Source organism: Flavobacterium sp. XS2P24 (assembly GCF_030010285.1).
In the GTDB taxonomy this organism is placed as follows: Bacteria; Bacteroidota; Bacteroidia; order Flavobacteriales; family Flavobacteriaceae; genus Flavobacterium; species Flavobacterium algoritolerans.
Window position 1 is genome coordinate 71,259 of the sequence record NZ_JASCRU010000009.1, and the last position, 15,247, is coordinate 86,505.

15 protein-coding genes are annotated in these 15,247 nt (G+C 33.6%); 12 read left to right on the forward strand and 3 right to left on the reverse strand.

Annotation, left to right across the window (positions count from 1 at the left end):
• The first annotated feature begins 128 nt into the window (after positions 1 to 128).
• The 5 genes from QLS31_RS08575 (at position 129) to QLS31_RS08595 (ending at position 5,012) form a co-directional block, all read left to right on the forward strand.
• Positions 129 to 875 carry an electron transfer flavoprotein subunit beta/FixA family protein gene (locus QLS31_RS08575; RefSeq protein ID WP_121340868.1) on the forward strand — a complete coding sequence of 249 codons (747 nt, stop codon included), beginning with the start codon at positions 129 to 131 and terminating at the stop codon, positions 873 to 875.
• A gap of 136 nt (positions 876 to 1,011) precedes the next feature.
• Positions 1,012 to 1,980 carry an electron transfer flavoprotein subunit alpha/FixB family protein gene (locus tag QLS31_RS08580; protein WP_099713606.1) on the forward strand — a complete coding sequence of 323 codons (969 nt, stop codon included), beginning with the start codon at positions 1,012 to 1,014 and terminating at the stop codon, positions 1,978 to 1,980.
• Between the two features lie 143 nt (positions 1,981 to 2,123).
• Positions 2,124 to 2,747, forward strand: a complete 624-nt coding sequence (locus tag QLS31_RS08585) for a bifunctional nuclease family protein (RefSeq protein ID WP_121343254.1) — start codon at positions 2,124 to 2,126, stop codon at positions 2,745 to 2,747.
• 125 nt (positions 2,748 to 2,872) lie between these two features.
• The gene (locus tag QLS31_RS08590) at positions 2,873 to 4,156 is read left to right on the forward strand and encodes an amidohydrolase family protein (RefSeq protein ID WP_282743511.1); all 1,284 of its coding nucleotides are present in this window, start codon (positions 2,873 to 2,875) and stop codon (positions 4,154 to 4,156) included.
• 31 nt (positions 4,157 to 4,187) lie between these two features.
• Positions 4,188 to 5,012 carry a thymidylate synthase gene (locus QLS31_RS08595; protein ID WP_282743512.1) on the forward strand — a complete coding sequence of 275 codons (825 nt, stop codon included), beginning with the start codon at positions 4,188 to 4,190 and terminating at the stop codon, positions 5,010 to 5,012.
• A 24-nt stretch (positions 5,013 to 5,036) separates the two neighbouring features.
• On the opposite strand, the gene QLS31_RS08600 is transcribed toward QLS31_RS08595, so the two are convergent.
• On the reverse strand, positions 5,037 to 5,333 hold the full coding sequence (locus QLS31_RS08600; protein WP_282743513.1) for an isoamylase early set domain-containing protein: 297 nt from the start codon (positions 5,331 to 5,333) through the stop codon (positions 5,037 to 5,039).
• Positions 5,334 to 5,570: 237 nt separating this feature from the next.
• Between QLS31_RS08600 and QLS31_RS08605 the strand changes: the two genes are divergently transcribed.
• The 4 genes from QLS31_RS08605 (at position 5,571) to QLS31_RS08620 (ending at position 8,432) form a co-directional block, all read left to right on the forward strand.
• Positions 5,571 to 5,903 carry a 2TM domain-containing protein gene (locus tag QLS31_RS08605; RefSeq protein ID WP_121340865.1) on the forward strand — a complete coding sequence of 111 codons (333 nt, stop codon included), beginning with the start codon at positions 5,571 to 5,573 and terminating at the stop codon, positions 5,901 to 5,903.
• A 13-nt stretch (positions 5,904 to 5,916) separates the two neighbouring features.
• Positions 5,917 to 6,399: a dihydrofolate reductase gene (locus QLS31_RS08610; RefSeq protein WP_282743514.1), complete on the forward strand. Its 483-nt coding sequence runs from the start codon at positions 5,917 to 5,919 to the stop codon at positions 6,397 to 6,399.
• 574 nt (positions 6,400 to 6,973) lie between these two features.
• Positions 6,974 to 7,705, forward strand: a complete 732-nt coding sequence (gene ubiE / locus QLS31_RS08615) for a bifunctional demethylmenaquinone methyltransferase/2-methoxy-6-polyprenyl-1,4-benzoquinol methylase UbiE (protein ID WP_282743515.1) — start codon at positions 6,974 to 6,976, stop codon at positions 7,703 to 7,705.
• A 22-nt stretch (positions 7,706 to 7,727) separates the two neighbouring features.
• Entirely contained in the window at positions 7,728 to 8,432 is a 705-nt protein-coding gene (locus QLS31_RS08620; protein WP_099713611.1) for a porin family protein, read from the forward strand.
• A gap of 4 nt (positions 8,433 to 8,436) precedes the next feature.
• Here the strand turns inward: QLS31_RS08620 and QLS31_RS08625 are convergent, their stop codons facing one another.
• A complete protein-coding gene (locus QLS31_RS08625) occupies positions 8,437 to 9,162 on the reverse strand; it encodes an RNA methyltransferase (RefSeq protein WP_282743517.1) in 726 nt (241 codons plus the stop codon).
• 37 nt (positions 9,163 to 9,199) lie between these two features.
• Here QLS31_RS08625 and QLS31_RS08630 point away from each other — a divergent pair, with 37 nt between their 5' ends.
• The 3 genes from QLS31_RS08630 (at position 9,200) to accD (ending at position 13,824) form a co-directional block, all read left to right on the forward strand.
• Positions 9,200 to 11,767, forward strand: a complete 2,568-nt coding sequence (locus tag QLS31_RS08630; RefSeq protein ID WP_282743518.1) for a BamA/TamA family outer membrane protein — start codon at positions 9,200 to 9,202, stop codon at positions 11,765 to 11,767.
• Between the two features lie 60 nt (positions 11,768 to 11,827).
• Positions 11,828 to 12,895 (forward strand): class II fructose-bisphosphate aldolase, encoded by a 1,068-nt coding sequence (gene fbaA, locus QLS31_RS08635; RefSeq protein ID WP_099713613.1) that lies wholly within the window; start codon positions 11,828 to 11,830, stop codon positions 12,893 to 12,895.
• A gap of 74 nt (positions 12,896 to 12,969) precedes the next feature.
• Positions 12,970 to 13,824 carry an acetyl-CoA carboxylase, carboxyltransferase subunit beta gene (accD, locus tag QLS31_RS08640; RefSeq protein ID WP_282743519.1) on the forward strand — a complete coding sequence of 285 codons (855 nt, stop codon included), beginning with the start codon at positions 12,970 to 12,972 and terminating at the stop codon, positions 13,822 to 13,824.
• A 117-nt stretch (positions 13,825 to 13,941) separates the two neighbouring features.
• Here the strand turns inward: accD and QLS31_RS08645 are convergent, their stop codons facing one another.
• On the reverse strand, positions 13,942 to 15,198 hold the full coding sequence (locus QLS31_RS08645; protein ID WP_282743520.1) for an ABC transporter permease: 1,257 nt from the start codon (positions 15,196 to 15,198) through the stop codon (positions 13,942 to 13,944).
• Positions 15,199 to 15,247: the final 49 nt, after the last annotated feature.

A 15,247-nucleotide genomic window follows, 5' to 3' on the forward strand; every position in this document is an offset into this window, starting at 1 on the left:
AGGATGCCGCTGCTATCCGGGCTACGAAATCGTAATAGTATTGAAAAATATTATGCATGCATAGTATATTATTCGAATTATTATTTTAAATTTGTCAAAGCTTTTTAGAAAAATCAAAATATATACTTATGAAAATATTAGTTTGCATCAGTCACGTTCCTGATACTACTTCAAAAATCAACTTTGTCAACGGTGATTCTGAATTTGACACCAATGGAGTACAATACGTAATCAATCCAAATGACGAATTTGGTTTAACGCGTGCCATTTGGTTTCAAGAACAACAAGGCGCAACTGTAACTGTTGTAAATGTTGGAGGACCAGAAACCGAACCAACTTTAAGAAAAGCATTAGCAATAGGCGCTAACGAAGCCATTCGTGTAAACGCAAATCCTACTGACGGATTTTTCGTTGCCAAACAACTTGCTGAAGTAATTAAAAACGGAAGTTACGATGTAATTATCGCTGGAAAAGAATCTTTAGACTATAATGGCGGAATGGTTCCTGGAATGATAGCCGGAATTTTAGGATACAACTTCCTTAATTCTTGTACTAACCTGACTGTTGACGGAACAAATGTAAAAGCTGTTCGTGAAATTGACGGAGGAAAAGAAACCGTTGCTACTACTTTACCATTAATCATTGGTGGACAAAAAGGATTGGTTGAAGAAAAAGACTTACGCATTCCAAACATGAGAGGAATTATGACAGCAAGAACCAAAGCCTTGACAATTCTGGAGCCTGTGGATGCAACTGTAAACACAAAAGCAGTGAAATTTGAAAAACCAGCTCCTAAATCAGCAGTGAAATTAATTTCTCCTGACAATTTAGATGAATTAATCAATTTATTACACAACGAGGCGAAAGTGATTTAATGTTTTGATTGCTGATTGAAGATTAACGATTTTTGATTGCTGTCCCGAAGTTTCGGGAGCAAAAAAAATCGAGAATCATTAGTCTAATTTCTAAAATCAAAATTCTAAAATCGTTAATCTAAAATCTAAAATCATTATGTCAATATTAATATATGCGGAATACGCAGAAGGAAAATTTAAAAAAGTTGCATTCGAATTAGCTTCTTACGCAAAAAAAGTAGCGGAAACTTTAGGAACTACCGTTACGGCTGTAACAGTAAATGCAGGAGATGTTTCAGAATTGTCAAAATACGGAGTAGACAAAGTATTGAAAGTAAACAACGATAAATTATCAGGTTTTACAGCAAAAGCATACGCCGATGTTATCAAACAAGCTGCTCAAAAAGAAAACGTAAAATTAGTTTTACTTTCATCAACTACAGATAGTATTTATCTTTCGTCACTTGTTGCAGTAGCTTTAGAAGCTGGTTATGCGTCAAATGTTGTAGGATTACCGGTTTCAACTTCGCCTTTTCAAGTAAAAAGAAATGCTTTTTCAAACAAAGCTTTTAATATTACTGAAATTGCAACAGACGTAAAAGTTCTTGGCCTTGCTAAAAACTCTTATGGTGTTTTTGAAAATGCATCTACATTAACTCAAGAAGATTTTAACCCAACTATTGGAGACAATGATTTTGGTGTAAAAGTAGAATCGGTAGAAAAAGGTTCTGGAAAAGTTTCCATTGCTGATGCTGACATAGTAGTTTCTGCTGGTCGTGGATTAAAAGGTCCAGAAAACTGGGGAATGGTAGAGGAATTAGCTACAGTTCTTGGAGCTGCAACTGCTTGTTCAAAACCAGTTTCTGATTTAGGATGGAGACCTCACGGAGAACACGTAGGACAAACTGGAAAACCGGTGGCTACTAACTTATATATAGCGATTGGAATTTCGGGAGCGATACAACACATTGCAGGAATCAACTCTTCTAAAGTTAAAGTTGTAATCAACAGCGATCCGGAAGCACCATTTTTCAAAGTAGCTGACTACGGAGTTGTTGGAGATGCTTTTGAAATTGTACCAAAATTAATAGAGAAATTTAAAGCTTTCAAAGCTCAGAATTCCTAAAACAGGAAATCATTAAATCGATTTAAATGCTACTTAAAAACAAGATATTTGTATCTTTGCTTTTAAGTAGCATTTTTTTTAACAAAAAATGAAACTTGATTTTCATCAAAAATAAGTACGCTGTACTTACCCATTTAAGAATTATGAGCTTAGTTAAATTATCCATAAAAGGAATTTCATACAGTCAAACTCAAAACGGAGCCTATGCTTTGATATTGAACGAGGTTGATGGCGAAAGAAAATTACCCATTGTCATTGGTGCTTTTGAAGCACAATCAATTGCTATTGCATTAGAAAAAGAAATAAAACCACCACGTCCTTTGACTCATGATTTATTTAAAAATTTTGCAGAACGTTTTGATATTGTGGTAAAACAAGTCATTATTCATAAGCTAGTTGATGGTGTTTTTTATTCGAGTATCATTTGCGAAAGAGATAAAATAGAGGAAATTATTGATGCCAGAACATCCGATGCAATTGCGTTAGCGTTGCGTTTTAATGCTCCTATTTTTACCTACAAAAACATCTTGGACAAAGCAGGAATATACTTGAAAGCAAATCCATTGGAAGCCAATAAAGACTCTCAAGAAATTGACGATGTGTTGTCTAATCCAGAGACTTTTGGTCATGAAGAGGAAAGCAATCAATCTGGAGAAACCTATTCTAAACACAGTTTACAGGAATTAAATGAGCTGTTAGACCAAGCGGTTTCACATGAAGATTACGAAAAAGCAGCAAAAATTAGAGACGAAATCTCGAAGAGATAACTTTATCTTGATTTTCATTATTGCATTATTTGATACATAAACGATTAACCTCGTAAAAAATGCAGCTGTATTTAATGCTGCACTTTTTTATATATTTTTATTGACATCTGTTATAAAACTAATCTATGAAAACAAAATTTGTCCTTATTGCCGTAACCTTATTTATTTCTACAGTCGTTTTTTCTCAAGATTATTATTTACACTGCGGAAAAATTCTAAACACTCAATCTGGCAAAGAGTTATCGAACCAAACCATAGTTGTTTCTAAAAACAAAATCATAAAAATACAAGATGGGTTTGTATCTAAATCCAAACCCGAAGACATTGAAATCGACCTAAAAAACAAATATGTATTGCCAGGTCTTATCGATTTACACGTGCATATTGAAGGAGAGCACGACACTAAAAGTTACATGTCGAAATATTTAGACAACGAGGCTGACGTTGCATTTCAAGCAGTTCGTTGTGCCGAAATCACACTTCTGGCCGGATTCACAACCGTACGTGATTTAGGAGGAACCGGCGTTAATATCTCCATAAGAAATGCTATTAACAAAGGAATCGTAAAAGGTCCAAGAATATATACTGCAGGAAAATCGATTGCCACAACAGGCGGACATGCTGACCCAACGAACGGAAGCAATAGAAAACTTGTAGGCGATCCAGGCCCACATGAAGGTGTAATCAATTCTCCGGAAGAAGCAGTAAAAGCAGTAAGAGAACGCTATAAAGAAGGAGCCGATGTTATTAAAATCACAGCTACAGGCGGTGTTTTAAGCGTGGCAAAAAGTGGTAAAAATCCTCAGTTTACTTTAGAAGAAATTAAAGCTATCACTACAACTGCAAAAGATTATAATATGCTTACTGCCGCTCATGCCCACGGTGATGAAGGCATGCAACGAGCCATATTAGGCGGTATAAAAACCATTGAGCACGGCACCTTTATGAGTGAAGAGACAATGGAATTGATGAAAAAATATGATGCTTATTTAGTTCCTACCTTGACTGCTGGAAAAGAAGTTGAAAAAAATGCAGAGATTACTGGTTTTTATCCTGACATAGTAGTTCCGAAAGCCAGAGAAGTTGGCCCACAATTGAAAGCTACTTTTGCCAAAGCATATAAAAAAGGAGTCAAAATTGCTTTTGGAACCGACGCAGGAGTTTTTGCTCATGGTACAAATGCAAAGGAATTTGGTTATATGGTTGAAGCCGGAATGCCCGCATTAGCCGCTATACAATCAGCAACAACAACAAATGCCATGTTATTAGGCATTGGAAATGAAGTAGGACAAATCAAAGAAAACTTTTTGGCAGATATTATCGCCGTTGATGAAAATCCTTTGAATACTATCAAAACGCTGGAAAAAGTCGTATTTGTAATGAAAGACGGAAAAATATATAAAAACTAAACTCGCTTACCGCAAATAGAATAAAGATACAATGAAGCAATATTTAGACTTAGTGCAACACGTAATGGAAAACGGTTGTCAAAAAGGAGATCGTACCGGAACAGGAACAAAAAGTGTATTTGGTTACCAAATGCGTTTTGATTTGAATGAAGGTTTCCCAATGGTTACCACTAAAAAATTACACCTAAAATCTATTATCTACGAATTGCTTTGGTTTTTAAAAGGGGATACAAACATCAACTACCTTCAAGAAAATGGAGTTAAAATTTGGGATGCTTGGGCTGATGCCAATGGAGATTTAGGACCCGTTTATGGACACCAATGGCGCAACTGGAATAGCGAAGAGATTGACCAAATCTCAGAACTTATTAAGGAATTAAAAACCAATCCTAACAGTCGCAGAATGTTGGTTTCGGCATGGAATCCTTCGGTGCTTCCGGACACTACAAAATCATTTGACGAAAATGTAGCCAACAATAAAGCCGCTTTGCCTCCTTGCCACGCTTTCTTTCAGTTTTATGTTTCTGACGGCAAGTTATCGTGTCAATTGTACCAGCGAAGTGCTGATATTTTCCTAGGTGTTCCTTTTAATATTGCTTCTTATGCATTACTCACCATGATGATTGCACAGGTTTGCGACTTGGAGCCAGGTGAATTCATTCACACTTTTGGCGACGCACACATTTACAACAATCATTTTGAACAACTTGAATTGCAATTGTCCCGTGAGCCAAAACCATTGCCTAAAATGATTTTGAATCCAAATATAAAAGACATCTTCGCATTCGATTTTGACGATTTCACTCTCGAAGGCTATGAACCACATGCCTTGATAAAAGGTAGTGTTGCGGTCTAATCCAATAAAAAAACGGTGTTTTAGTTAAACTACTAAAACACCGTTTTCATTTCCTGCAAACTCATTCCATTTGAAAGAATCGGCTTCCGGCTCATTTACAAATGTACCGTCTATAACGTATTTGAATTCATAAGCTGCATCTTTGTTTACATCAAATACACCTTTGAAAGTACCATTTTTTAATTTGCTCAAAGCACCATCAGCAACACTCCAATTATTGAAATCTCCTACAACGGAAGCTTGACTTGCCTCTTTTGCAGCTACCGAAAAAGTAACTTTACAAACTGGTTTTGTTTTAACGAATTGTTTCTTGATTGCCATAACTATTTCATTTATAGATTTATAAGACAAAGAAAATAAAAGAATTTGAACTTTCAACAGAGACCCAAAGATTTAATAGAATAGCCCAAACTATGTTAATTTATGAATAATTCAATAATTATAGCTGGGTAAAATTTACTATTCAAAAATCAGAAAACGTTTTCATTCTAAATAATCTATAGGCAAAATAGTGACTTTCCAAAATAAATTTTACCTTTATAACCTAAATTTTGATCAATGGAAAAAGAACTACACGAACAGTACGAGTATGCAAGGAGAAGAATTAAACAAAAAAAAAGACTGTATTTTCATTTTGTTCTTTTCGTTTTAGGGAGTTTGCTTTTATTTATTGCTAATAAATTTTTCGAAATTGCCGTAGATTCTCACTGGTCAATTTGGGTAATTACGATTTGGTTGTTCCTCTTTATTTTACATTTTATAAAAATTTTCATCACAGATCGTTTTATGAATAAAAATTGGGAAAGAGAACAAATAGACCGACTAGTCGCTTTACAACAAAAAAAACTGGATCAATTACAAACACAGGTCAACAACGACGACCTTAAATAACAGTAAATCAATTATGATAATAATGATTGCGGCCGTTGCCGAAAATAATGCTCTAGGTAAGGACAACGAACTGGTTTGGCATTTGCCAAATGATTTCAAAAGATTTAAATCCCTTACCTCCGGACATCATATTATAATGGGAAGAAAGACATTTGAAAGTTTTCCGAAACCTTTACCAAACAGAACCCACGTTATAATCACCAGACAGAAAGAATATCAAGCCGAAGGTTGTATCATAGTTGACAGTATTGATAAAGCATTAGCAATTTGTCCAAAAGACGAAGACACATTCATAATTGGCGGTGGTGAAATTTATACATTAGGACTTCCCTTCACTGACAAAATAGAAATTACACGTGTTCATCACAACTTTGAGGGTGATGCGCATTTCCCCGATATTAATGATGAAGAGTGGAAAATAATAGCCTCAGAATTTAATAAGAAGGATGAAAAACATCTCTACGATTATTCGTATCAGACATTCATTAGAAAATAAAACAAAAAAACATCCTTTTTACGGGATGTTTTTTTTTAACCATTGATCAAAGAGATGACCTACTCTTGAAAGAGGATTTGATAACATAAAATAAAAATTACAAATATTAGTAATACTCCAGAAATGAAGATTATAACATTTGAAGTTTTCTGAGAATACATCTCAAAAAAGCCTTTAATACCAAATACCACGAAGGTACTAAAGACGAAAAAAATTAAAATTTCCAAAAACAAATTTAATCCTAAGAACGTATGTTGCGCTTTAACAACAACACTGCTTTGTAAAACAGTGTTTTCAAAACAGCTAACAAGAACAAATGAGATAAAAAACGCTAAAATTATCCACTTGATTTGGTTGATCGGTTCTCTTTTAATCATTTAATATGGTTATTTTCCTGAATAACAAATTTGTACAATAAAATCCTTAGTTACAATACCCACTTTTAGTGATATTTCAAATAAAGTGAATTCTGGTTTTTAAGCTATTTCAAAAACTAAAAATAAAACTTGTTTCTAATTTTTGAAACCCATTTTAAGTTCGTCAAGTTTGTATTATATTTGTACAAAATAAAAAAATGTCAGAAAAAATAACACCCTATAAAGATTCAGCTCTAGGTAAAAAAGAACAAGTTGCTAAAATGTTTGACACCATTTCTGGAAATTATGACAATCTGAATCGTGTCATTTCTTTCGGTATTGATATAAAATGGCGTAAAAAAGTATTGCAAATAGTTTCAAAGTCAAACCCGAAGATTATTCTGGATATTGCAACCGGAACTGGTGATTTGGCAATTTTGATGGCGCAAACAAATGCTGAAAAAATCATCGGACTAGATATCTCTGCAGGAATGCTGGAAGTGGGCGTAAAGAAAATTGCTTCTAAAAATCTTTCTAATACTATTGAAATGATTTTAGCAGACTCAGAAAACATGCCTTTTGAAGACAACTATTTTGATGCGATAACCGTTGCTTTTGGAGTACGTAATTTTGAAAACTTAGAAAAAGGCTTAGCTGAAATTTTAAGAGTCTTAAAACCTAACGGAGTATTTGTGATTCTAGAAACTTCGGTTCCAGACAAAACACCTTACAAACAAGGATATAATTTTTACACTAAAAACATTCTTCCATTAATAGGCAAAGTTTTCTCTAAAGATGATGTTGCTTATGGATATTTATCTGAATCTGCTGCTGCATTTCCTTATGGAGAAGCATTAAACAATATTTTAAGAAAAATTGGGTTTATAGATGTTGTAGCCTTACCACAAACTTTTGGTGTAGCTACCATTTACTCAGCTTCTAAAAAATAATACTGAAGATTTCAGCATAAACATGAGAAAAATAATTGTCTTACTATTTTTTGCTTTTATTATAAAAGGATACGCTCAAAAGTCTAAAAACATATTTAGCAGAGACCCTATTATTAATTTGGAAAATTTTCAAAAAAAGAGAATGTACTACGGGTTTTATCTGGGATTCAACTCGTATGATTTCAAAATAGACTATAAAACGGTAGGACCTGATATTCTTATAAAAAGAACTACCGGATTTAATGTAGGAATCGTCGCTGATTTGAAACTTCAGGAATATATTGACTTGAGATTTGAGCCAGGTCTTTATTATACCAAAAGAGACTTATATTATCCAAATTTCACAAACAGTGGAGATGCGCTTAGGGAAGTGAATAGTACTTACATCCATTTTCCGTTATTAGTGAAATTCTCCTCACTTAGAACAGGGAATATTCGTCCTTATTTAGTGGGAGGTGTATCTGCAACGTTAAACTTGTCCAGCAATTCTAAATTAATTGATGACAATTTAGAACAACGCTTTAGAGTAAAAGCGTGGACAACTAATTATGAATTGGGTTTCGGAATTGATCTTTTTTCAGAATATTTTATATTTTCCCCTTCCATAAGAGGTGTTTTTGGGATGAATGACGAATTAATCCGAGACAAAGACCCAAACAGTCCATGGACAAGCAATATAGAATCCTTGAAAACCAGAGCAGTCTTCATTAATTTTACTTTCCATTAAAGACTTACCCTCTACAAAACTCGCTTAATACTATAGCGGTAGCGGTGGCAACATTAAGGCTTTCTGTTTTTTGAAGATCTCCAAAACGAGGAATTGTGAGTCTGTTTTTTACTAATTTTTCAAGTGCTGCAGAAACTCCATTAGCTTCATTACCCATAATAATTATTCCTTCTTTGGGCAAAACCGATTTATAAATATTCTCGCCATCCATAAAAGTACCAAAAACGGGTAGTTGTGTTTGTACAATAAAAGCATTAAGATCAATATAATTTACGTTAACTCTGGCTATAGAACCCATAGTTGCCTGAACAACTTTTGGATTATAAATATCAACCGTTTCCTTGGAACACAACAACTGTTTAACACCAAACCAATCACACAAACGCAATATAGTCCCTAAATTTCCCGGATCACGAATTGCATCAAGCGCTACTATTAAACCGGTTTCAATAATTGGTTTTTCCAATGGCATTTTAAAAACTCCCAAACAAGTATTTGGAGTTGCTAATGCACTTATTTTTTTTAAATCATTTTCTTGAATAATCGTTTTTTTAGCTGCTGGAACTTCTTCAAAATCATTTTGGGTGGTATACAAATGTTCCAATTCAAAATTAGACTCCAATAGTTCATGAATCCCTTTTACGCCTTCGGCAAAAAATAATTTATTGGCAATTCTATATTTTTTTTGCTGCAAACTCGTTATAAGCTTTATTTGGTTTTTACTAACCATAAAATAATGTACTTTTGAATTAAATATTTTAGAACACTTGAAAAAAACTTCCACAAAAATAACTGCATTTATTCTAATTGCAATACTAATTTGCGCTTGTAACGCTGTAAAAAGAGTTCCGGATGGAAAACTTCTGCTTACAAAAAACGAAATTACTGTAAATGACAAAACAATTAAGGATGAAAATGTTTTTAATCAACTGTATCAAAAGCCAAACAGTACCTTACTTGGATACCGTTTAAGATTGAATCTTTACAATCTTGCCAACCTAAATCCAGATTCAACCTATCAAGCCAAGTTTACAAATAATCCGGAAAAATTTAGAAGAAAATCAAAATGGCTCTCTGAAAAACAAGTTAATCGACTTGGAAAATCGTTCTGGTATCACGGGATCCATGATTTCTTAAAAAAAACTGGAGAACCTCCCGTAATTATCGATAAAGACAGAGCTGATAAATCATTGTTGCGTTTGAAATATTATTATTTCAACAATGGTTTTTTTAATGTCAATGCCAATTACAAAATAGACACTTTGAGTATCAAAAAGGGCAAGATAAAATACGCCATTACTCCTGGAAATGCTTATTTTTTAGATTCCTTGAGAACTACTATTTTAACTCCGGCTTTAGATTCTTTATATGAGAGCAACAAGTCAAACACATTTATCAAATCCGGAAATCAATATAAAACAGAAGATTTTGAGAATGAAAAAAACAGAATCACCACTCATTTCAGGAACAACGGAGTGTATTATTTTCAACCTAATTATGTAACTTTTGACATAGACACCATTAAAAAAGTCAATCAGGCAAATATAAACCTGATGATTAATAATTATTCATATCAAAATGGTGATTCAACCCGAACAGAACCTTTTAAAATATACAAAATAAGTGATGTAAATATTTACACTGATTATTCCCCAAGCAATAACAGTATAAAAATTACAGACAGCACTACTTACAAGAACTTTAATCTATACAGTCAGAACAAATTAAGGTACAAACCACGAGCAATTACTAATGCTATCTTCATTACAAAAGGAGGATTATTTGCCGATTATAAAACCGTCTTGACAACTCGGTATTTAAACAATCTTAAAATTTTCAACTATCCCTCAATACAATATGAAGTTGACCCAAGAGATTCCACTGCACAATCATTGATTGCAAAAGTGTATTTGACACCCCGAAAAAAATATAGTTTTGGGACAACATTAGATGTTACTCATTCTAACATACAGGATTTTGGTGTGGGCTTAAGTGTTTCTGAAACAATTCGAAATGTTTTCAACGGAGCCGAAACACTGGAATTAGCTGTGCGTGGTAATATTGGATCTTCAAAGGATTTAGCGAATCCAAAGAATAATTTCTTCAATGTATCTGAATATGGTTTGGATTTAAAACTTAACATTCCAAGGATTTTCATGCCTTTCAGCACTGAAAAAATCATTCCTAAAAGCATGATTCCATCAACACTAATCACAATGGGTTTTGCAAAACAACAAAATATTGGTCTAGACAAAGAGAATTTTACAGGAGCATTATCCTATAATTGGACTCCAAAAAGAAACAATACCGCCAGATTTGATTTGTTCAACACTCAGTTTGTGCGAAACCTAAATCAACAGAATTACTTTAATGTTTACGGTTCTTCTTATAATGCTTTGAATGAAATCAGCAAAGAATACAACACAAATCCTTCCTATTATAACAATGACATTGATAAAAATTTGCTTATTGAAGAGGGAACCGCTGGCTTTACTAATGATGCGCTCACAGGCAACGCTAACTTTTTGAAACCATTAGAAGCCGAAGATTTTCAATCTGTAAAAAGCATTGAAGAGCGAAGACTTAGGCTTACGGAAAATGACTTTATTTTGGCGACCAGTTTTACTTTCTCAAAAACAACCAAAAAGGATTTAACAGACAATACATTTTATCTTTTTAAAACAAAAATAGAATCGGCTGGAACCATTTTATCTGCTATTGCAGCAACAACTAATCAAAAGAAAAACTCAACTGGCAATTATGAAATATTCAATTTAGAATATTCAGAATACATAAAAACAGAATTTGATTACATTAAACATTGGGATCTATCCAAAGAAAAAATATTTGCATTCCGATCGTTTTTCGGGATAGCCATTCCATTTGGAAATTCAGACTACATTCCTTTTTCAAGAAGTTATTTTTCAGGAGGATCAAATGACAACAGAGCATGGCAACCGTATGGTTTAGGACCGGGCAGCAGTGGCGCATTAGACGATTTTAATGAGGCAAATATGAAAATTGCCATTAGCGGAGAGTATCGCTTTAAAATATTAGGCAGTTTAAAAGGAGCCCTTTTTGCCGATGCAGGAAATATTTGGAACGTATTGGACAATGTAGAGGATGAGAAATCGACATTTACACAATTTAAGGACTTAAAAGATATCGCATTAGGCACTGGATTTGGGCTTAGATATGACCTGAGTTTTTTTGTAATTCGTTTTGATTTAGGATTTAAAACCTACAATCCAGCCAATGAAACCAACAAAAGATGGTTTAGAGAATACAATTTTGCTAACTCCGTTTTAAATTTTGGAATAAATTATCCGTTCTAATGCTAATTAATTCTTATTTTTGCAAACTAAAAACTAAATAAAATAACTAAAAAAATTACAATGGCACACAACATAAAACCAGGCGTAGCTACAGGAGATCAGGTTCAGGAAATTTTTAATTATGCTAAAGAAAAAGGATTTGCACTTCCGGCAGTAAATGTTACGGGATCAAATACGATCAATGGTGTACTTGAAACTGCAGCAAAACTTAATGCTCCGGTTATCATTCAATTCTCTAATGGAGGAGCACAATTTAATGCAGGAAAAGGACTTTCTAATGCAGGTGAAAAAGCAGCAATCGCTGGTGGAATTGCTGGTGCATTACACATTCATACTTTGGCGGAAGCTTACGGAGCAACCGTAATTTTACATACTGACCACTGCGCAAAAAAATTATTGCCTTGGATTGACGGTTTATTAGATGCTTCAGAAAAACATTTTGCTGAAACTGGAAAACCATTATTTTCTTCTCACATGATTGACTTATCTGAGGAGCCTATCGAAGAAAACATCGAAATTTGCAAAGGATATTTAGAAAGAATGAGCAAAATGGGAATGACACTTGAAATCGAACTTGGAATTACAGGTGGTGAAGAAGATGGTGTTGACAATTCTGATGTTGATAGTTCTAAATTATACACACAACCTGAAGAAGTTGCTTACGCATACGAAGAACTTTCTAAAGTAAGCCCTAAATTTACAATTGCAGCTGCTTTTGGAAACGTACATGGAGTTTACAAACCAGGAAATGTAAAATTGACTCCAAAAATCTTAAAAAATTCTCAAGATTTTGTTCAAAATAAATTCAATACAGGACACAACCCGGTAGACTTCGTTTTCCATGGTGGTTCAGGTTCTACATTAGAAGAAATCAGAGAAGGAATAAGCTACGGAGTAATAAAAATGAATATCGATACTGATTTACAATTTGCTTTCACGGAAGGTATCCGTGATTACATGGTAAAAAACATCGATTATTTGAAAACTCAAATTGGGAACCCAGAAGGTTCTGATGCTCCAAACAAAAAATATTACGATCCAAGAAAATGGTTGCGTGAAAGTGAAGTTACTTTCAACGCAAGACTTGAGCAAGCATTTGCTGACTTGAACAACGTAAATACATTATAATAAAAAGTTTAAAGTTTCAGGTTTAAGGTTTCAAAACTTTAAACCTTAAACCTGAAACAACAAAAACAATAAATATGGCTTGGTTTAAAAGAAAAGAAAAAGGGATTACTACTGCTACCGAAGACAAAATGGACATTCCAAAAGGACTTTGGTACAAATCTCCAACTGGAAAAATTATTGATGCCGATGAACTAGCTCGTAACTTATTTGTAAGTCCCGAAGATGGTTTTCACGTTAGAATTGGAAGTACAGAATATTTTCAAATTTTATTTGACAACAATGAATTTGTTGAATTAGATAAAAACATGACTTCTAAAGATCCTTTGCATTTTGTTGACACAAAAAAATATGCAGATCGTTTGAAAGATGTTATGGAAAAAACCAAACTTAAAGATGCAGTGCGTACCGGAGTTGGTAAATCAAAAGGAAAAGATGTTGTTATCTGCTGTATGGATTTTGCCTTTATCGGAGGTTCTATGGGAGCTGTAGTGGGAGAAAAAATCGCAAGAGGAATCGATCACGCCATCAAAAACAAACTGCCTTTTCTAATGATTTCAAAATCAGGTGGAGCAAGAATGATGGAAGCTGCATATTCATTAATGCAATTAGCAAAAACATCAGTAAAACTGGCTCAACTTGCCGAAGCAAAGTTGCCTTACATTTCGTTATGTACGGATCCAACAACTGGAGGAACAACTGCTTCTTACGCCATGTTGGGAGACATTAATATTTCTGAACCAGGCGCATTAATTGGCTTTGCCGGACCAAGAGTTGTAAGAGACACAACAGGTAAAGATTTACCGGAAGGTTTCCAAACTGCTGAGTTCTTACTTGAACATGGTTTCTTAGACTTTATTACACCTAGAAAAGAATTGAAAGACAAGATCAACTTGTATATCGATTTGATTCAAAACAATACTATTAGATAAATGAAAATCCGAAGCAATCGGGATTTTTTATTTTTCAACTATTTCACTACAAATAAAAACAGCTTTCAAAATTATTTGAAAGCTGTTTTTTTATTTCTTTAATAGAGTTCGTATAATTTACATTCCTGTTCTAATCGCTTCCACAGGATCTAATTTTGAAGCAGAAATAGCAGGAAGTATTCCGGATATCAATCCAATTACAGCAGCTAATCCAGTTCCCAGAATAATATTCCCAGCGCTTAAAACAAATTCGAAATCTAATGCTTTTGTCAAGATTACAGAAATTATCCAAACCAGAAAAAGTCCAATCATTCCGCCAATCACTGAAAGTATTATGGCTTCAAACAAAAATTGAAATAGTATAAATCTGTTTTTGGCTCCTAATGATTTCTGAATTCCAATCAAATTAGTTCGCTCTTTTACCGAAACAAACATAATATTGGCAATCCCAAAACCTCCTACCAGTAACGAAAAACCACTAATTATCCAGCCTACAACATTCATTTGTCCTAAAATCCCATCAATAAGATCCGTTAGGCCCGAAAAAACATTAATGAAAAAATTATCAATTTCACCAGCCTTCAACCCTCTGAATTTTCTTAATTTTTGAGAAATTTCAGCTTTGTAAGAATCCATATCTACTCCTTTAATCGGTTTAAAAACAACTACCGTTAAAACTTTCTCTGAATTATCACCATACAATTGTCGAACAAAATTCACAGGCAAATATGCAGTAGTATCATCGCTATCACCACCAAATAAGCCAGCTCCTTGTTTTTTCAAAACGCCAATAACAGTAAATCGCTGTCCATACAAACGAACGTTTTTACCTATAGGATCAGTTACATCCTCAAATAATGATTTTGCAATTTCATGACCTAGGATAATAACAGTTGCTCCTGAATTAGATTCAGATTCATTATAAAACCTTCCTTTTTCAAATTCAAGACCCTGAATATCAATAAACTCATGAGAAGCTGGAATTATGTTAACATCACTTACTGTTTTCGATTCATATTTAATAGATTCCCTTCTAGTAAACATTTGATATCCCATCTGTTCAGTACTAGTCATCGCTCCTTTCATATAAATATATTCGTCATATTTCATATTAGGAAACTGTTCTCTTTTCCATTCAGGAATCTCTGAAGGCCCAAAAGATCTCTTCATTAGATAAATCGTATTTTTATCCAAACTGCTCAAATCTTTTGTAATTTTTCTGTCTAAAGAATCCACAGCCGCAAGTACAGCTATAATCGAAAAAATTCCAATAGTAACTCCTAACAAAGAAAGCAATGTTCTTAACTTGTTGTTTCGCAATGCATTCATTGCAAAGCCCAAACTCTCTTTTAATAATCGAAGGTAAACTAGCATAAAATCTTTTTTGTATTAAAGTAAAATTCCATAAATATTAATCAAAAAC